The organism is Streptomyces roseus (assembly GCF_001044425.1).
Lineage (GTDB): Bacteria > Actinomycetota > Actinomycetes > Streptomycetales > Streptomycetaceae > Streptomyces > Streptomyces roseus.
Window position 1 is genome coordinate 45407 of sequence record NZ_LFML01000053.1, and the last position, 14779, is coordinate 60185.

A 14779-nucleotide genomic window follows, 5' to 3' on the forward strand; every position below is an offset into this window, starting at 1 on the left:
AGCCCCTACAGCCAGCCGCGGCTCTTGAACAGGCGGTGCAGGCCCAGACAGGTGCCGATCATCACCACAACCACGGCCGGATAGCCCCAGACCTGCCGGAGCTCCGGCATGTGGTCGAAGTTCATCCCGTAGATGCCCGCCACCATCGTCGGCACGGCCGCCATCGCCGCCCAGGCCGAGATCTTGCGCATGTCGTCGTTCTGCCGGACGCCCATCTGCGCCAGGTGCGCGGACAGCGCGTCCGACAGCAGCCGGTCCAGGCCCTCGATGTACTCGCTCGCCTTGGTCAGGTGGTCGGCGACGTCACGGAAGAACGGCTGCGCGTGCTCGTGCACGAAGGGCACGTCTCCGAAGGCCAGCCGGTCCATCGGCTGGAGCAGCGGGTTCGTGGCACGGCGGAACTCCAGCACCTGCCGCTTGAAGGCGTAGATCCGGGCGGCGGTGTTCTTGTCCGTCGCCTGCGGTGCGAAGACGTCGGCCTCCACCTCCTCCAGATCGACCTGGAGTTCGGCGGCGACCTCGATGTAGTGGTCGACCACGGCGTCGGACACCGCGTACAGCACCGCCGTCGGCCCGTGCCGAAGGACCTCCGGATCGTGTTCCAGCCGGTGGCGCACCGCGCTCAGCGGGGCCCCCTCGCCGTGCCGGACCGTGACCACGAAGGAGTCGCCGATGAAGAGCATCAGCTCGCCGGTGGTGACGGTGTCGCTGTCGTCGTCGTACATGACCGGCTTGAGGACGACGAACAGCGAGTCGTCGTACACCTCCAGCTTGGGGCGCTGGTGCGCGGTCAGCGCGTCCTCCACGGCCAGCTTGTGCAGCCGGAACTCCCTGCTGACGTGCTCGAACTCCTCCTCCGTCGGCTCGTGCATGCCGACCCAGAGGAAGGCGTCACCACTGGCCCGTGCCTCGTCGAGGGCGTCCGAGAGGTCGTCGGGCGCGGCGGAGCGGCGTCCGTCGCGGTACATGGCGCAGTCGACTATCACGGACGGCATTCTCCCCCGGCCTCCCCCGGTCCGCACGCAAGCGCCACCGCTTACGCTTGCGTCATGGCCACGCTGATCCTCGTACGACACGGACGGTCCACCGCCAACACCGCCGGGCTGCTCGCCGGATGGACGCCGGGAGTCGCCCTCGACGAGCGCGGCGCCGAGCAGGCGGCGGCGCTGCCCGGGCGGCTCGCCGCGGTACCGCTGGCCGCCGCCGTCAGCAGCCCCCTCCAGCGCTGCCGGGAGACCCTCGCCCCGCTGCTCGCCGCGCGCCCCGAGCTGGAGCTGCACACCGACGACCGGATCGGCGAATGCCACTACGGTGACTGGTCGAACCGCAAACTCTCCGAGCTCTCCGACGAACCCCTGATGAAGATCGTCCAGCAGCACCCCTCGGCCGCCGCCTTCCCCGGCGGCGAGTCGATGCGCGCCATGCAGGCGCGCGCCGTGGACGCCGTACGGGAGTGGAACGCGCGCATCGAGGAGGAGCACGGGAGCGACGCCGTCTTCCTGATGTGCTCGCACGGGGACATCATCAAGTCCCTTGTGGCGGACGCCCTCGGCATGCACCTGGACCTCTTCCAGCGCATCCACGTCGACCCCTGCTCGGTCACCGCCGTCCGCTACACGCCGACGCGCCCCTTCCTGCTCCGGCTCGGCGACACGGGGGACTTCGGTTCGCTCGCCCCGCGCCCGGCCCCCGCCCCGGACGCCGGCACCGCCGACTTCGAGAGCGCGACGGAGGACGGAGGCAACGGCGTCGTCGGAGGCGGCGCGGGCGCGGCCTGATCGAAGCGCGCAGTAGGGTGGACGGGCCGAAACAACCCGCCACCGAGACTTGGAGACTGGACGTGCCCCGTCAGGTGTTCCTCTACGACCCGCCGGACCGCTTCGTGGCGGGCACGGTCGGCCTGCCGGGACGCCGTACGTTCTTCCTGCAGGCCTCGTCCGGCCCCCGCGTCACCAGCGTCTCCCTGGAGAAGACCCAGGTCGCGGCGTTGGCCGAGCGGATGGACGAGCTGCTGGACGAGGTCGTGCGGCGCACCGGGGGCAACGCCCCGGTCCCGGCCATGGCTCCCGCCGAGGCCGCCGACACCGCGCCGCTGGACGTCCCGGTCGACGAGGAGTTCCGCGTCGGCACCATGGCCCTGGCCTGGGACGGCGAGGAACAGCGGATGATCGTCGAGGCGCAGGCGCTCGTGGAACTCGACGCCGACTCGGAGGAGGACCTCGCCGAGGCGGAGGAGCGGCTGCTCCAGGACGAGGAGAACGGCCCGCCGATGCTCCGGGTCCGCCTCACCGGCGCCCAGGCCCGGGCGTTCGCCAAGCGGGCCCTGGACGTGGTCAACGCGGGCCGGCCGCCGTGCCCGCTGTGCAGTCTCCCGCTCGATCCCGAGGGGCACGTCTGCCCGCGCCAGAACGGCTACCGGCGCCAGGCGTGAGCGTCACGGGGGAACTTGAGGAGCTGCTCGCGCGGGGCGAGCTCACCGTCGTCGGCAGGATCCGCGAGGCGTCCAACGCCGTGTTGCTGTGCACGGTGGCGTACGGGGACCTGAGCGCCGACTGCGTGTACAAGCCGGTCAAGGGGGAGCGCCCGCTGTGGGACTTCCCCGACGGGAACCTGGCCCAGCGCGAGGTCGCCGCCTACCTGGTCTCCGAGGCCACGGGATGGGGCCTGGTGCCGCCGACCGTGCTGCGCGACGGGCCCTACGGGGAGGGCATGGTCCAGCTGTGGATCGGGTCCGGGGACGACCGGGACGCCGAGGATGACGCAGACGCCGAGGACGCCGGAGACACCGAGACGGGAGACGGGTCCGACGGCGAGGGGCCCGGAGAGCCCTCCGGCCTGCTGGCCCTCGTCGAGGGCGAGGAGGCGGGGGAGGGCTGGAAGCCGGTCGCCCTCGCCGACGTCGGGGAGGGCCGCACCGCGCTGCTCGTCCACGCCGACGACCCCCGGCTGCGCCGGCTCGCCGTCCTCGACGCCGTGATCAACAACGGCGACCGCAAGGGCGGCCACCTGCTGCCCGCGCCCGACGGGCGGCTCTACGGCATCGACCACGGGGTGACCTTCCACCGCGAGGACAAGCTGCGCACTCTGCTCTGGGGCTGGGCCGGCGAACCGCTGACCGACGAGGCACGCGAGGTGCTCACCGCCCTCGCGGCCGGCCTGGCCGACGGGGAGCCGCTGGCCACCCGGCTGGCCGAACTGATCACCGCGGTCGAGCTGGCCGCCGTACGGGCCCGGGTGGCCGATCTGCTGCGCACCGGGGTGCACCCGCGGCCGTCCGGGCAGTGGCCGGCCATCCCCTGGCCGCCGGTCTGAACAGGCCTGGCCGGGCGCAGCCCGGCCAGGCACACAACGAGCCGGACCGCAAGAGCGCCGATCAGGCCAACAGTGCAGGTCCGGTTCGTTTTCGGAACACGCGTCCGGTTAGGCTCGACCCATGCATGCCTGGCCCGCTTCCGAGGTCCCCGCCCTTCCTGGCAAGGGCCGCGACCTCAAGATCCACGACACCGCGACCCAGGGGACGATCACCCTCGCCCCCGGTCCCGTCGCCCGTATCTACGTCTGCGGCATCACCCCGTACGACGCGACCCACATCGGTCACGCGGCGACCTACAACGCGTTCGACCTCGTACAGCGCGTGTGGCTCGACACCAAGCGGCAGGTCCACTACGTCCAGAACGTGACGGACGTCGACGATCCGCTCCTGGAGCGGGCGCTGCGCGACGGCCAGGACTGGACCGAGCTCGCCGAGCGCGAGACCGCCCTCTTCCGCGAGGACATGACCGCCCTGCGGATGCTGCCCCCGCAGCACTACATCGGCGCCGTCGAGGCCATACCGGGCATCGTGCCGCTCGTGGAGCGGCTGCGCGACGCCGGCGCCGCGTACGAGCTGGAGGGCGACATCTACTTCTCGGTGGAGTCCGACGCCCACTTCGGCAGCGTCTCCCACCTCGACGCCGAGGCGATGCGGCTGCTGTCCGCGGAGCGCGGCGGCGACCCGGAGCGCCCGGGCAAGAAGAACCCGCTGGACCCGATGCTGTGGATGGCGGCCCGACCGGGCGAGCCGAGCTGGGACGGCGGCTCGCTGGGCCGCGGCCGGCCCGGCTGGCACATCGAGTGCGTCGCCATCGCCCTGGACCACCTCGGCATGGGCTTCGACATCCAGGGCGGCGGCTCCGACCTGGTCTTCCCCCACCACGAGATGGGCGCCTCGCACGCGCAGGCGCTGACCGGCGAGTTCCCGATGGCCAAGGCGTACGTGCACGCGGGCATGGTCGCGCTGCACGGCGAGAAGATGTCGAAGTCGAAGGGCAACCTGGTCTTCGTCTCCGCGCTGCGCCGCGCCGGGGTGGACCCGGCGGCGATCCGCCTCGCGCTGCTCTCGCACCACTACCGGGCCGACTGGGAGTGGACGGACGAGGTCCTGGAACAGGCGGTGGCCCGCCTGGAGCGCTGGCGCGCGGCCGTCTCCCGCCCCGACGGCCTGCCGGCCGACGCCCTCGTGGAAGAGGTCCGCGAGGCCCTGGCGAACGACCTGGACGCCCCTGCCGCGCTCGCGGCCGTGGACCGCTGGGTGGAGGCCCAGAACGCCTCCGACGGGGACGACGAGTCCGCGCCCGGCCTGGTCTCGCGCACGGTCGACGCCCTCCTGGGCGTGGCCCTGTAAGGCGCCTCCCGGGCGTGGCCCCGCAAGGCGCCGCGGCCGAAACCGCCGATGCCCCCCGACCGTCCGGGTCGGGGGGCATCGGCGGTTTCGGCTAGGCTGTGTGCCTAGGCCTGCGGGGTGTCGTCCTCGCCCGGCTCGGCGTCGGGCCCCGGCTCGGGGTCCGGCTTGCGCTTCGGCGGGCGGGTCAGGCCGCTGGAGGTGTCCCGCAGGTACGAACCGTCGCCCGGCTCGGCCGAGGGGGCCGCCGGGTCGCGGCGGCGCAGGTACCGCTCGAACTCCCGGGCGATGGCGTCGCCCGAGGCCTCCGGCAGGTCGGCCGTGTCCCGCGCCTCCTCCAGCGTCTGGACGTACTCCGCCACCTCGCTGTCCTCCGCGGCCAGTTGGTCCACGCCGAGCTGCCACGCCCGCGCGTCCTCCGGGAGTTCACCCAGGGGGATCCGGATGTCGATCAGATCCTCCAGCCGGTTCAGCAGGGCCAGCGTCGCCTTCGGGTTCGGCGGCTGGGAGACGTAGTGCGGCACCGCCGCCCACAGGGACACCGCCGGCACGCCCGCGTGCGTACAGGCCTCCTGCAGGATGCCCACGATCCCCGTGGGCCCCTCGTACTTGGTCTCCTCCAGATCCATCGTCCGTGCCAGGTCCGCGTCCGAGGTGACCCCGCTGACCGGCACCGGCCGGGTGTGCGGGGTGTCCCCGAGCAGGGCGCCCAGGATCACGACCATCTCCACGCCCAACTCGTGCGCGAAGCCCAGGATCTCGTTGCAGAACGACCGCCACCGCATGGACGGTTCGATGCCCCGCACGAGTACGAGGTCGCGCGGTTTCGTACCGCCGATCCGCACCACCGACAGCCTCGTCGTCGGCCACGTGATCTTCCGTACCCCGTTGTCCAGCCACACCGTCGGCCGGTTGACCTGGAAGTCGTAGTAGTCCTCGGCGTCCAGCGCAGCGAAGACCTCGCCCTTCCACTCCCGGTCCAGGTGCGCGACCGCACCGGAGGCCGCGTCACCCGCGTCGTTCCAGCCCTCGAACGCGGCCACCATGACCGGGTCGATCAGCTCGGGCACGCCCTCAAGCTCGATCACCCAGGTCTCCTTCCGAAGTTCCCTTGTGTACGTGGCTCAGCCTATGCCTTGGAGGGACACCGGCCACAGCCCACGAACGGAGGGGCGGTTCCCCTCGGAACCGCCCCTCTTCCCCACCTGCGTACGAGCTATGCCTTGCGGCCCAGCATCTCCTGGACCCGCGCGCGCACGGAGTCGTCGTCCAGGCCGCGGACCGTCACCGTGGTACGGCGGCGCAGCACGTCGTCGACCGTCTCGGCCCACTCGTTGTCACGGGCGTAGGCGACCTGCGCCCAGATCTCCGGGCCGTCCGGGTGGATCCGCTCGGCGAGCGCCGGGTCCTCGTTCGCCAGGCGCGCGATGTCGAAGGCCAGCGAGCCGTAGTGGGAGGCCAGGTGGCGGGCGGTGAGCGGGTCCATCCGCGTGCCGGGCTCGTGGTCCACCAGCAGGCGGTGCGCGACGGCGTTCGGGTTGGCGACACCGGGCAGCGGCACCCGGCGCACGAGCGACTTCACCGGCTCCATGTCGTCGGTGAGCGGGCTGCCGGGCAGCTTGGCCAGCTTGTCCATGACCACGCGGCCGATGTGCCGGTACGTCGTCCACTTGCCGCCGGCCACCGACAGCATGCCGCCGGCGCCCTCGGAGACGACGGTCTCGCGCTTGGCCTTCTCGACGCCGCCGGGGCCGCCGGGCAGCACCCGCAGGCCGGCGAAGGCGTACGTCATCAGCGAGCGGTCCAGGTCGGCGTCCTTCACCGAGAAGGCCGCCTCGTCGAGGATCTGCTGGATGTCGGCCTCGGTGGCGCGCACGTCCGCCGGGTCGCCCTCGTACACCTCGTCGGTGGTGCCGAGCAGCAGCTGGTCCTCCCACGGGAGGGCGAAGGTGATGCGGTACTTGTCGATCGGGGTGGCCATGGCGGCCTTCCACGGCGACTTGCGCTTCATGACGATGTGCGCGCCCTTGGAGAGGCGGATCGACGGCATCGAGTGCTTGTCTTCCATGCGCCGCAGGTGGTCCACCCACGGGCCGGTGGCGTTGAGCACGACGCGCGCGTCGACGCCGAACTCGGTGCCGTCGAGGCGGTCCTTGAGCTCGGCGCCGCTGACCCGGCCGCGCGTCATGCGCAGGCCGGTGACCTCGGCGTGGTTGAGGACGACGGCGCCCGACTCGACAGCTGCGCGGACCGTCATGACGGCGACGCGGGAGTCGTTCATCTGGTGGTCGTAGTAGACCGCGACGGCCTTGAGGTTGTCCGTCTTCAGACCCGGGTTGTCGGCGGCGGCACGGGCGGGGGATATGACCTTGCCCATGCCGTCGCCGAAGGCCGAGAGGGCGGAGTAGGCGAAGACGCCCGCGCCCAGCTTGGCCGCACCGACCGGTCCGCCCTTGTAGACCGGCAGGTAGAAGGTGAGCGGGTTGACCAGGTGCGGGGCCACGTCCTTGGCCAGCACCCGGCGCTCGTGGTGGTTCTCGGCGACCAGCTTGACCGCGCCGGTCTGCAGGTAGCGCAGACCGCCGTGGACGAGCTTGGAGGAGGCGGAGGAGGTGGCGCCGGCGAAGTCGCCGGCGTCCACCATGGCCACCCGCAGACCCGACTGCGCGGCGTGCCAGGCCACCGAGGTGCCCAGGATTCCACCGCCGATGACCAGCAGGTCGTACGTGGCCTTCGCCAGCTGCTCACGGGTCTCGGCGCGGCTCGCGTTCGAGCCGGCGGTCGGGTGCGTACCCAGGGCGGGGACGCTCTGCAGGGTGCTCATATCTCTTAGCTCCTCGTCGATTGACTCAGCTGGTGCGTCAGCTGGCGTCTTCGTCGTCGATCCAGCCCATGGACCGCTCGACGGCCTTGAGCCAGTTCTTGTACTCGCGGTCCCGCTGTTCGGCGGGCATCCGCGGGGTCCACTCCGCCGCGCGGCGCCAGTTGGCGCGCAGGGCGTCGGTGTCGGGCCAGAAGCCGACGGCCAGGCCGGCGGCGTAGGCGGCGCCGAGGCAGGTGGTCTCCGCGACCATCGGACGGACCACGGGGGCGTCCACGAAGTCGGAGAGGGTCTGCATCAGCAGGTTGTTGGAGGTCATGCCGCCGTCGACCTTGAGGGCCGCGAGCTCGACGCCCGAGTCCTTGGTCATGGCGTCGGTGATCTCGCGGGTCTGCCAGGCGGTGGCCTCCAGGACGGCACGGGCGATGTGCGCCTTGGTGACGTACCGGGTGAGGCCGGCGATCACGCCGCGGGCGTCGGAGCGCCAGTACGGGGCGAACAGGCCGGAGAAGGCCGGTACGAAGTAGGCGCCGCCGTTGTCCTCGACCGAGAGCGCGAGCGTCTCGATCTCGGCAGCGGTCTTGATCATGCCCATCTGGTCGCGCATCCACTGGACGAGCGAGCCGGTGACGGCGATGGAGCCCTCCAGCGCGTAGACCGGCTTCTGGTCGCCGATCTTGTAGCCGACCGTGGTCAGCAGGCCGCTGTAGGAGTTGATGACCTTGTCGCCGGTGTTCATCAGCATGAACGTGCCGGTGCCGTAGGTGGACTTGGCCTCGCCCTCGGCGAAACAGGTCTGGCCGAAGAGGGCGGCCTGCTGGTCACCGAGCGCCGAGGCGACCGGGACACCGGCGAGGACGCCCTCCTTGACGTGGCCGTAGACCTCGGCGGAGGACTTGATCTCGGGGAGGATGTCGGTGGGGACCTCCATCGACTCCGCGATCTTCGGGTCCCACTCCAGGGTGTGCAGGTTCATCAGCATGGTGCGCGAGGCGTTGGTGACGTCCGTGACGTGCACGCCGCCCTGGGCGCCGCCGGTGAGGTTCCAGATGACCCAGGAGTCCATGGTGCCGAAGAGGATGTCCCCGGCCTCGGCGCGCTCGCGCAGCCCCTCGACGTTGTCGAGCAGCCAGCGGGCCTTCGGGCCGGCGAAGTAGCTCGCCAGCGGCAGGCCGGTCTCGCGGCGGAAGCGGTCCTGGCCGACGTTGCGGCCGAGCTCCTTGCAGAGGGCGTCGGTGCGGGTGTCCTGCCAGACCAGCGCGTTGTGCACCGGCAGGCCGGTGTTCTTGTCCCACAGGACGGTGGTCTCGCGCTGGTTGGTGATGCCGACGGCCTTGACGTCGGCGGCGGTGATCTCGGCCTTGGCGATGGCGCCGGCGACGACCTCCTGGACGTTGGTCCAGATCTCGGTGGCGTCGTGCTCGACCCAGCCCGGCTTCGGGAAGATCTGCTCGTGCTCCTTCTGGTCGACGGCGACGATGCGGCCGTCACGGTCGAAGACGATGCAGCGGGAAGAGGTGGTGCCCTGGTCGATCGCGGCGATGAAGGGGCCGGTGCTGTGGCTCATGTGGCTGCTCCTGGAAGGTCGGTGTAGGCGGAATCAGGGGCGGTGCGGATCTTGCGATACGTGCCGGTGCTGATCAGGCGAACGCGAGGTTGTACAGACCTCCGGCGAGGGCGGCGCCGGCGAGCGGGCCGACCACCGGGATCCAGGAGTATCCCCAGTCGGAGCCGCCCTTGTTGGGGAGCGGCAGCAGGGAGTGGACGATGCGCGGGCCGAGGTCGCGGACCGGGTTGATGGCGTAGCCGGTCGGACCGCCGAGCGAGAGGCCGATGCCGACGACGACGAAGGAGGTGATCAGGACGCCGATGACGCCGAGGCCCTTGCCGTCGTCCTGGAGGCCCTGGGTCAGGATCGCCAGGACCAGGACGGCCGTGCCGATGATCTCGGTGGCGAGGTTCTGGACGATGTTGCGGATCTCGGGGCCGGTGGAGAAGACACCGAGCACCGGGCCGGCCTGGTCGTGCGGGTGCGGGTCCTCGGGGCCGAGCTTGGCGTCACGGATGTGCTCGGGGTCCGAGAGGTGCGCGGCGAACTGCCCGTAGTAGGTGACCCACATGAGGACCGCGCCGAGCATGGCGCCGAGGAGCTGGCCGGCGAAGTAGACCGGAACGTCGCTCCAGTCGCCGTTCTTTATCGCAAGGCCGACGGTGACCGCCGGGTTGAGGTGCGCGCCGGAGAGCGGTGCGGAGACGTAGGCGGCGATGAGGACGGCGAAACCCCAGCCGAACGTGATCGCGAGCCAGCCTGCGTTCCTGGCCTTGGAGCTCTTGAGCGTCACGGCGGCGCAGACGCCACCACCGAGCAGTGTGAGCAGGGCGGTACCGATGGTCTCGCCGATGAAGATGTCGGAGCTGGACACCCGCGACTCCTTTGTCTTACGTCCAGGGGTGGGCGGACACCGGGTCCCGTCCGGTGGTCCGCGCACTCGGTGAGTGCTTCACCGGTCCATGGCCTCGTCACAGCCTAACGCGTATTGCCGGTAGGTGTTCGACAATGCCGACCGATGAACGGCAGTTTTCATCCCAGGTGAAGAACGCGTCAAGGGTTGGCCAGGCCAAAGTGTCGGATCGTTACCACTAGGTACGATCAGCCAAACCCGGCCACTCGATGGCCGGAATATGGCGAAAAGAGGGCAGAAAGTGGCCAGAGAGTGGCCGAAAATGCCCTGAAGGGGGCCTAGAACCGGCCCGCGCCGAGATCGCGTGAAACAGCACGCGCACAGTCCCGCACCGACGCCACGAGGCTCGCACGGGGCTCCCCGCCCTCCCCACACACCCGCTCCACGGCCCCCGCCACCGCCACCGCGCCCACCGGCATCCGGCGCCGGTCGTGGATCGGCGCCGCCACCGAGGCGACGCCGTCCCAGGTCTCCTCGACGTCCGCGGCCCAGCCACGCGCCCGGGTCAGGTCGAGGATCTCCTCGAAGCCCGCGCCGTCGGTGACCGTCCGGGGGGTGAACGCCTCACGCTCCGCCTCCAGCGCCTCCGTATGGGCGACCGGGTCGTACGCGGACAGCACCTTGCCCAGGGCCGTGGAGTGCAGCGGCTGCATGGCCCCCACCTCCAGCACCTGGCGGCTGTCGTCCGGGCGGAACACGTGGTGCATGATCAGCACCCCGCTCTTGTGGAGCACGCCCACGTACACGCTCTCGCCGCTCGCCCGGGCCAGGTCGTCCGTCCAGACCAGCGCGCGGGCGCGCAGCTCGTGCACGTCCAGATAGCTGTTGCCCAGGCGCAGCAGCTCCGCGCCCAGCTGGTAGCGGCCGGAGGCGGGGTCCTGCTCCACGAAGCCCTCGGCCTGCAGCGTGCGCAGGATCCCGTGCGCCGTGCCCTTGGCCAGGCCCAGGGAGCTGGCCACGTCCGAGAGGCCCAGCCGGCGCTCACCGCCCGCCAGGAGTCGCAGCATCGCAGCGGCTCGTTCGAGCGACTGGATGTTCCGTGCCATCGCGCAGCCTCCTGCTGACGTAGTTCGACAATGCTGAACAGTATCGGCCCATGTCGACCTCGCGCATGGTTGGGCAACTGTTCAGGCCTCCGTCGACCAGGACACCCCTGGCAGACCCCCGCGCACAGAATGCAGTCCGCCACGTGGGACGGCACCACCGGGGCGGGTGCCACGCGGTTACCCTGACCGCGTGCACCCTTGACACAGCGAGGGTGCAAAGCCGACAGCCGTCGCATCCCAGGGAGCACCGCCATGGCCTCGTTGCCGAACCCGCCCGCCGACACCCGGACCCGGGCCGATGCCCTCCGAGAGGCACTGGCGACCCGCGTGGTCGTCGCCGACGGAGCCATGGGAACGATGCTCCAGGCGCAGGACCCCTCCATGGAGGACTTCCAGCAGCTCGAAGGCTGCAACGAGGTGCTGAACGTCACCCGCCCCGACATCGTGCGCTCCGTCCACGACGCGTACTTCGCGGTGGGCGTGGACTGCGTCGAGACCAACACCTTCGGCGCGAACTTCGCCGCCCTCGCCGAGTACGACATCCCCGAACGCAATTTCGAGCTGTCGGAGTCCGGCGCCCGCATCGCCCGCGAGGTCGCCGACGAATACACCGCCGCCACCGGGCAGCAGCGCTGGGTCCTCGGCTCCATGGGCCCCGGCACCAAGCTGCCCACCCTCGGCCACATCGACTACGCGACGATCCGCGACGCCTACCAGGTCAACGCCGAGGGCCTGATCTCCGGCGGGGCCGACGCCCTGCTCGTCGAGACCACCCAGGACCTCCTGCAGACCAAGTCCTCCATCATCGGCGCCCGCCGCGCCATGGAGGCCCTCGGCCTCTTTGTCCCGCTCATCTGCTCCGTCACCGTCGAGACCACCGGCACCATGCTGCTGGGTTCCGAGATCGGCGCCGCGCTCACCGCGCTGGAGCCGCTCGGCATCGACATGATCGGCCTGAACTGCGCCACCGGCCCCGCCGAGATGAGCGAGCACCTGCGCTACCTGGCCCGCAACGCGCGCATCCCGCTCTCCTGCATGCCCAACGCCGGCCTGCCCGTCCTCGGCAAGAACGGCGCGCACTACCCGCTGTCCGCACCCGAGCTCGCCGACGCCCAGGAGACCTTCGTCCGGGAGTACGGCCTCTCCTTGGTCGGCGGCTGCTGCGGCACCACGCCCGAGCACCTGCGCCAGGTCGTCGAGCGGGTCCGCGCGCTCAGCCCGGCCGTCCGCGAACCCCGCCCGGAGCCCGGCGCGTCCTCCCTCTACCAGACCGTCCCGTTCCGCCAGGACACCGCGTACATGGCGATCGGCGAGCGGACGAACGCCAACGGCTCCAAGAAGTTCCGCGAGGCCATGCTCGACGCCCGCTGGGACGACTGCGTCGAGATGGCCCGCGACCAGATCCGCGAGGGCGCGCACATGCTCGACCTGTGCGTGGACTACGTCGGCCGCGACGGCGTCGCGGACATGAAGGAGCTCGCCGGCCGCTTCGCCACGGCCTCGACGCTGCCGATCGTCCTGGACTCCACCGAGGTTCCCGTGATCCAGGCGGGCCTGGAGAAGCTGGGCGGCCGCGCCGTCATCAACTCCGTGAACTACGAGGACGGCGACGGCCCCGACTCCCGCTTCGCCAAGGTCACCCGGCTCGCCCGCGAGCACGGCGCCGCGCTGATCGCCCTGACCATCGACGAGGAGGGCCAGGCCCGCACCGTCGAGCACAAGGTGGCCATCGCCGAGCGCCTGATCGCCGACCTGACCGGCAACTGGGGCATCAACGAGTCGGACATCCTCATCGACACGCTGACCTTCACCATCTGCACCGGCCAGGAGGAGTCCCGCAAGGACGGCATCGCGACGATCGAGTCGATCCGCGAGCTCAAGCGCCGCCACCCGGACGTCCAGACCACGCTCGGCCTGTCCAACATCTCCTTCGGCCTGAACCCGGCCGCCCGCGTCCTGCTGAACTCGGTCTTCCTCGACGAGTGCGTCAAGGCCGGCCTGGACTCGGCGATCGTCCACGCCTCCAAGATCCTGCCCATCGCGCGCTTCGACGAGGAGCAGGTCAACACCGCCCTCGACCTCATCTACGACCGCCGCGCGCAGGACTACGACCCGCTCCAGAAGCTGATGGCCCTCTTCGAGGGCGTCAACACCAAGTCCCTCAAGGCCGGCCGCGCCGAGGAGCTCATGGCGCTCCCGCTCGACGAGCGGCTCCAGCGCCGCATCATCGACGGCGAGAAGAACGGCCTGGAGGCCGACCTCGACGAGGCGCTGCAGACCAGGGCCGCCCTCGACATCGTCAACGACACCCTGCTGGAGGGCATGAAGGTCGTCGGCGAGCTGTTCGGCTCCGGCCAGATGCAGCTGCCGTTCGTCCTCCAGTCCGCCGAGGTCATGAAGACGGCGGTCGCCTACCTCGAACCGCACATGGAGAAGACCGATGACGAGGGCAAGGGCACGATCGTGCTCGCCACCGTCCGCGGCGACGTCCACGACATCGGCAAGAACCTCGTCGACATCATCCTCACCAACAACGGCTACAACGTCGTCAACATCGGCATCAAGCAGCCGGTCTCCGCGATCCTCGAGGCCGCGCAGGAGCACAAGGCCGACGTCATCGGCATGTCCGGCCTCCTCGTGAAGTCGACCGTGATCATGAAGGAGAACCTGGAGGAGCTCAACCAGCGCAAGCTGGCGGCCGACTACCCGGTGATCCTCGGCGGCGCCGCCCTCACCCGCGCCTACGTCGAACAGGACCTCCACGAGATCTACGAGGGCGAGGTCCGCTACGCCCGCGACGCCTTCGAGGGCCTGCGCCTGATGGACGCCCTGATCGCCGTCAAGCGAGGGGTCCCCGGCGCCTCCCTTCCCGAGCTCAAGCAGCGCCGCGTCGCCAAGCGCGACACGCCCGTCGTCCAGGTGGAGGAGCCGGAGGAGAAGGGCGGCCGCTCCGACGTCGCCGTCGACAACCCCGTCCCCACCCCGCCGTTCTGGGGCACCCGCGTGGTCAAGGGCATCCCGCTCAAGGACTACGCCTCCTGGCTCGACGAGGGCGCGCTGTTCAAGGGCCAGTGGGGCCTCAAGCAGGCCCGCGCCGGCGGGGCCACGTACGAGGAGCTCGTCGAGAGCGAGGGCCGGCCGCGGCTGCGCGGACTCCTCGACAAGCTGCACACCGAGAACCTGCTCGAAGCCGCGGTGGTCTACGGGTACTTCCCCTGCGTCTCCAAGGGCGAGGACCTGATCATCCTCGACGACGACGGCAACGAGCGGACCCGCTTCACCTTCCCGCGCCAGCGCCGCGGCCGGCGCCTGTGCCTCGCCGACTTCTTCCGCCCGGAGGAGTCCGGCGAGACCGACGTGGTCGGCCTCCAGGTGGTCACGGTCGGGTCGAGGATCGGCGAGGCCACGGCCAAGCTGTTCGAATCCGACTCCTACCGCGAGTACCTGGAGCTGCACGGCCTGTCGGTACAGCTCGCCGAGGCCATGGCCGAGTACTGGCACGCCCGCGTCCGGGCCGAGCTCGGCTTCGGCGGCGAGGACCCGGCGGCCGTCGAGGACATGTTCGACCTGAAGTACCGGGGCGCCCGCTTCTCGCTGGGCTACGGAGCCTGCCCCGACCTGGAGGACCGCGCCAAGATCGCCGACCTCCTCCGGCCGGAGCGGATCGGCGTCCACCTCTCCGAGGAGTTCCAGCTCCACCCGGAGCAGTCCACCGACGCGATCGTCATCCACCACCCCGAAGCGAAGTATTTCAACGCACGCTGACGCGGACCGACGTACACTTGTCGGT

11 protein-coding genes are annotated in these 14779 nt (G+C 70.8%); 5 read left to right on the plus strand and 6 right to left on the minus strand.

All coding sequences use genetic code 11. The annotated features are described in order from the left end of the window. Window positions 1–5: 5 nt before the first annotated feature. Window positions 6–995 carry a magnesium and cobalt transport protein CorA gene (locus ACS04_RS14175; protein ID WP_048476938.1) on the minus strand — a complete coding sequence of 330 codons (990 nt, stop codon included), beginning with the start codon at window positions 993–995 and terminating at the stop codon, window positions 6–8. A 54-nt stretch (window positions 996–1049) separates the two neighbouring features. Here ACS04_RS14175 and ACS04_RS14180 point away from each other — a divergent pair, with 54 nt between their 5' ends. The 4 genes from ACS04_RS14180 to mshC all read left to right on the plus strand — a co-directional run bounded on the left by ACS04_RS14180 (window position 1050) and on the right by mshC (window position 4663). Continuing rightward, on the plus strand, window positions 1050–1778 hold the full coding sequence (locus ACS04_RS14180; RefSeq protein ID WP_048476939.1) for a histidine phosphatase family protein: 729 nt from the start codon (window positions 1050–1052) through the stop codon (window positions 1776–1778). 62 nt (window positions 1779–1840) lie between these two features. Next, the gene (locus ACS04_RS14185; protein ID WP_048476940.1) at window positions 1841–2431 is read left to right on the plus strand and encodes a DUF3090 domain-containing protein; all 591 of its coding nucleotides are present in this window, start codon (window positions 1841–1843) and stop codon (window positions 2429–2431) included. Continuing rightward, window positions 2395–3312 (plus strand): SCO1664 family protein, encoded by a 918-nt coding sequence (locus tag ACS04_RS14190; protein ID WP_048477014.1) that lies wholly within the window; start codon window positions 2395–2397, stop codon window positions 3310–3312. Before ACS04_RS14185 ends, ACS04_RS14190 begins: the two co-directional genes overlap by 37 nt. A gap of 121 nt (window positions 3313–3433) precedes the next feature. Beyond that, on the plus strand, window positions 3434–4663 hold the full coding sequence (gene mshC / locus ACS04_RS14195; RefSeq protein ID WP_048476941.1) for a cysteine--1-D-myo-inosityl 2-amino-2-deoxy-alpha-D-glucopyranoside ligase: 1230 nt from the start codon (window positions 3434–3436) through the stop codon (window positions 4661–4663). Window positions 4664–4767: 104 nt separating this feature from the next. On the opposite strand, the gene ACS04_RS14200 is transcribed toward mshC, so the two are convergent. From ACS04_RS14200 to ACS04_RS14220, 5 genes are all read right to left on the minus strand, one after another. After that, a complete protein-coding gene (locus ACS04_RS14200) occupies window positions 4768–5748 on the minus strand; it encodes a PAC2 family protein (protein ID WP_048476942.1) in 981 nt (326 codons plus the stop codon). 128 nt (window positions 5749–5876) lie between these two features. Further along, entirely contained in the window at window positions 5877–7484 is a 1608-nt protein-coding gene (locus ACS04_RS14205) for a glycerol-3-phosphate dehydrogenase/oxidase (RefSeq protein WP_048476943.1), read from the minus strand. 37 nt (window positions 7485–7521) lie between these two features. Then, the gene (gene glpK, locus ACS04_RS14210; protein WP_048476944.1) at window positions 7522–9048 is read right to left on the minus strand and encodes a glycerol kinase GlpK; all 1527 of its coding nucleotides are present in this window, start codon (window positions 9046–9048) and stop codon (window positions 7522–7524) included. 73 nt (window positions 9049–9121) lie between these two features. Continuing rightward, window positions 9122–9904 carry an MIP/aquaporin family protein gene (locus ACS04_RS14215; RefSeq protein WP_048476945.1) on the minus strand — a complete coding sequence of 261 codons (783 nt, stop codon included), beginning with the start codon at window positions 9902–9904 and terminating at the stop codon, window positions 9122–9124. Between the two features lie 317 nt (window positions 9905–10221). Further along, a complete protein-coding gene (locus tag ACS04_RS14220) occupies window positions 10222–10989 on the minus strand; it encodes an IclR family transcriptional regulator (protein ID WP_048476946.1) in 768 nt (255 codons plus the stop codon). Between the two features lie 252 nt (window positions 10990–11241). On the opposite strand from ACS04_RS14220, the gene metH reads away from it, so the two are divergent. Further along, entirely contained in the window at window positions 11242–14754 is a 3513-nt protein-coding gene (gene metH, locus ACS04_RS14225; RefSeq protein WP_048476947.1) for a methionine synthase, read from the plus strand. The last annotated feature ends 25 nt before the right edge of the window (window positions 14755–14779 follow it).

What these genes read in the sequence shown, in the direction of transcription:
- ACS04_RS14175 (WP_048476938.1), bottom strand. Translation starts at nt 995, where the DNA reads ATGCCGTCCGTGATAGTCGACTGCGCCATGTACCGCGACGGACGCCGC.
- ACS04_RS14180 (WP_048476939.1), top strand. Translation starts at nt 1,050, where the DNA reads ATGGCCACGCTGATCCTCGTACGACACGGACGGTCCACCGCCAACACC.
- mshC (WP_048476941.1), top strand. Translation starts at nt 3,434, where the DNA reads ATGCATGCCTGGCCCGCTTCCGAGGTCCCCGCCCTTCCTGGCAAGGGC.
- ACS04_RS14205 (WP_048476943.1), bottom strand. Translation starts at nt 7,484, where the DNA reads ATGAGCACCCTGCAGAGCGTCCCCGCCCTGGGTACGCACCCGACCGCC.
- glpK (WP_048476944.1), bottom strand. Translation starts at nt 9,048, where the DNA reads ATGAGCCACAGCACCGGCCCCTTCATCGCCGCGATCGACCAGGGCACC.
- ACS04_RS14220 (WP_048476946.1), bottom strand. Translation starts at nt 10,989, where the DNA reads ATGGCACGGAACATCCAGTCGCTCGAACGAGCCGCTGCGATGCTGCGA.
- metH (WP_048476947.1), top strand. Translation starts at nt 11,242, where the DNA reads ATGGCCTCGTTGCCGAACCCGCCCGCCGACACCCGGACCCGGGCCGAT.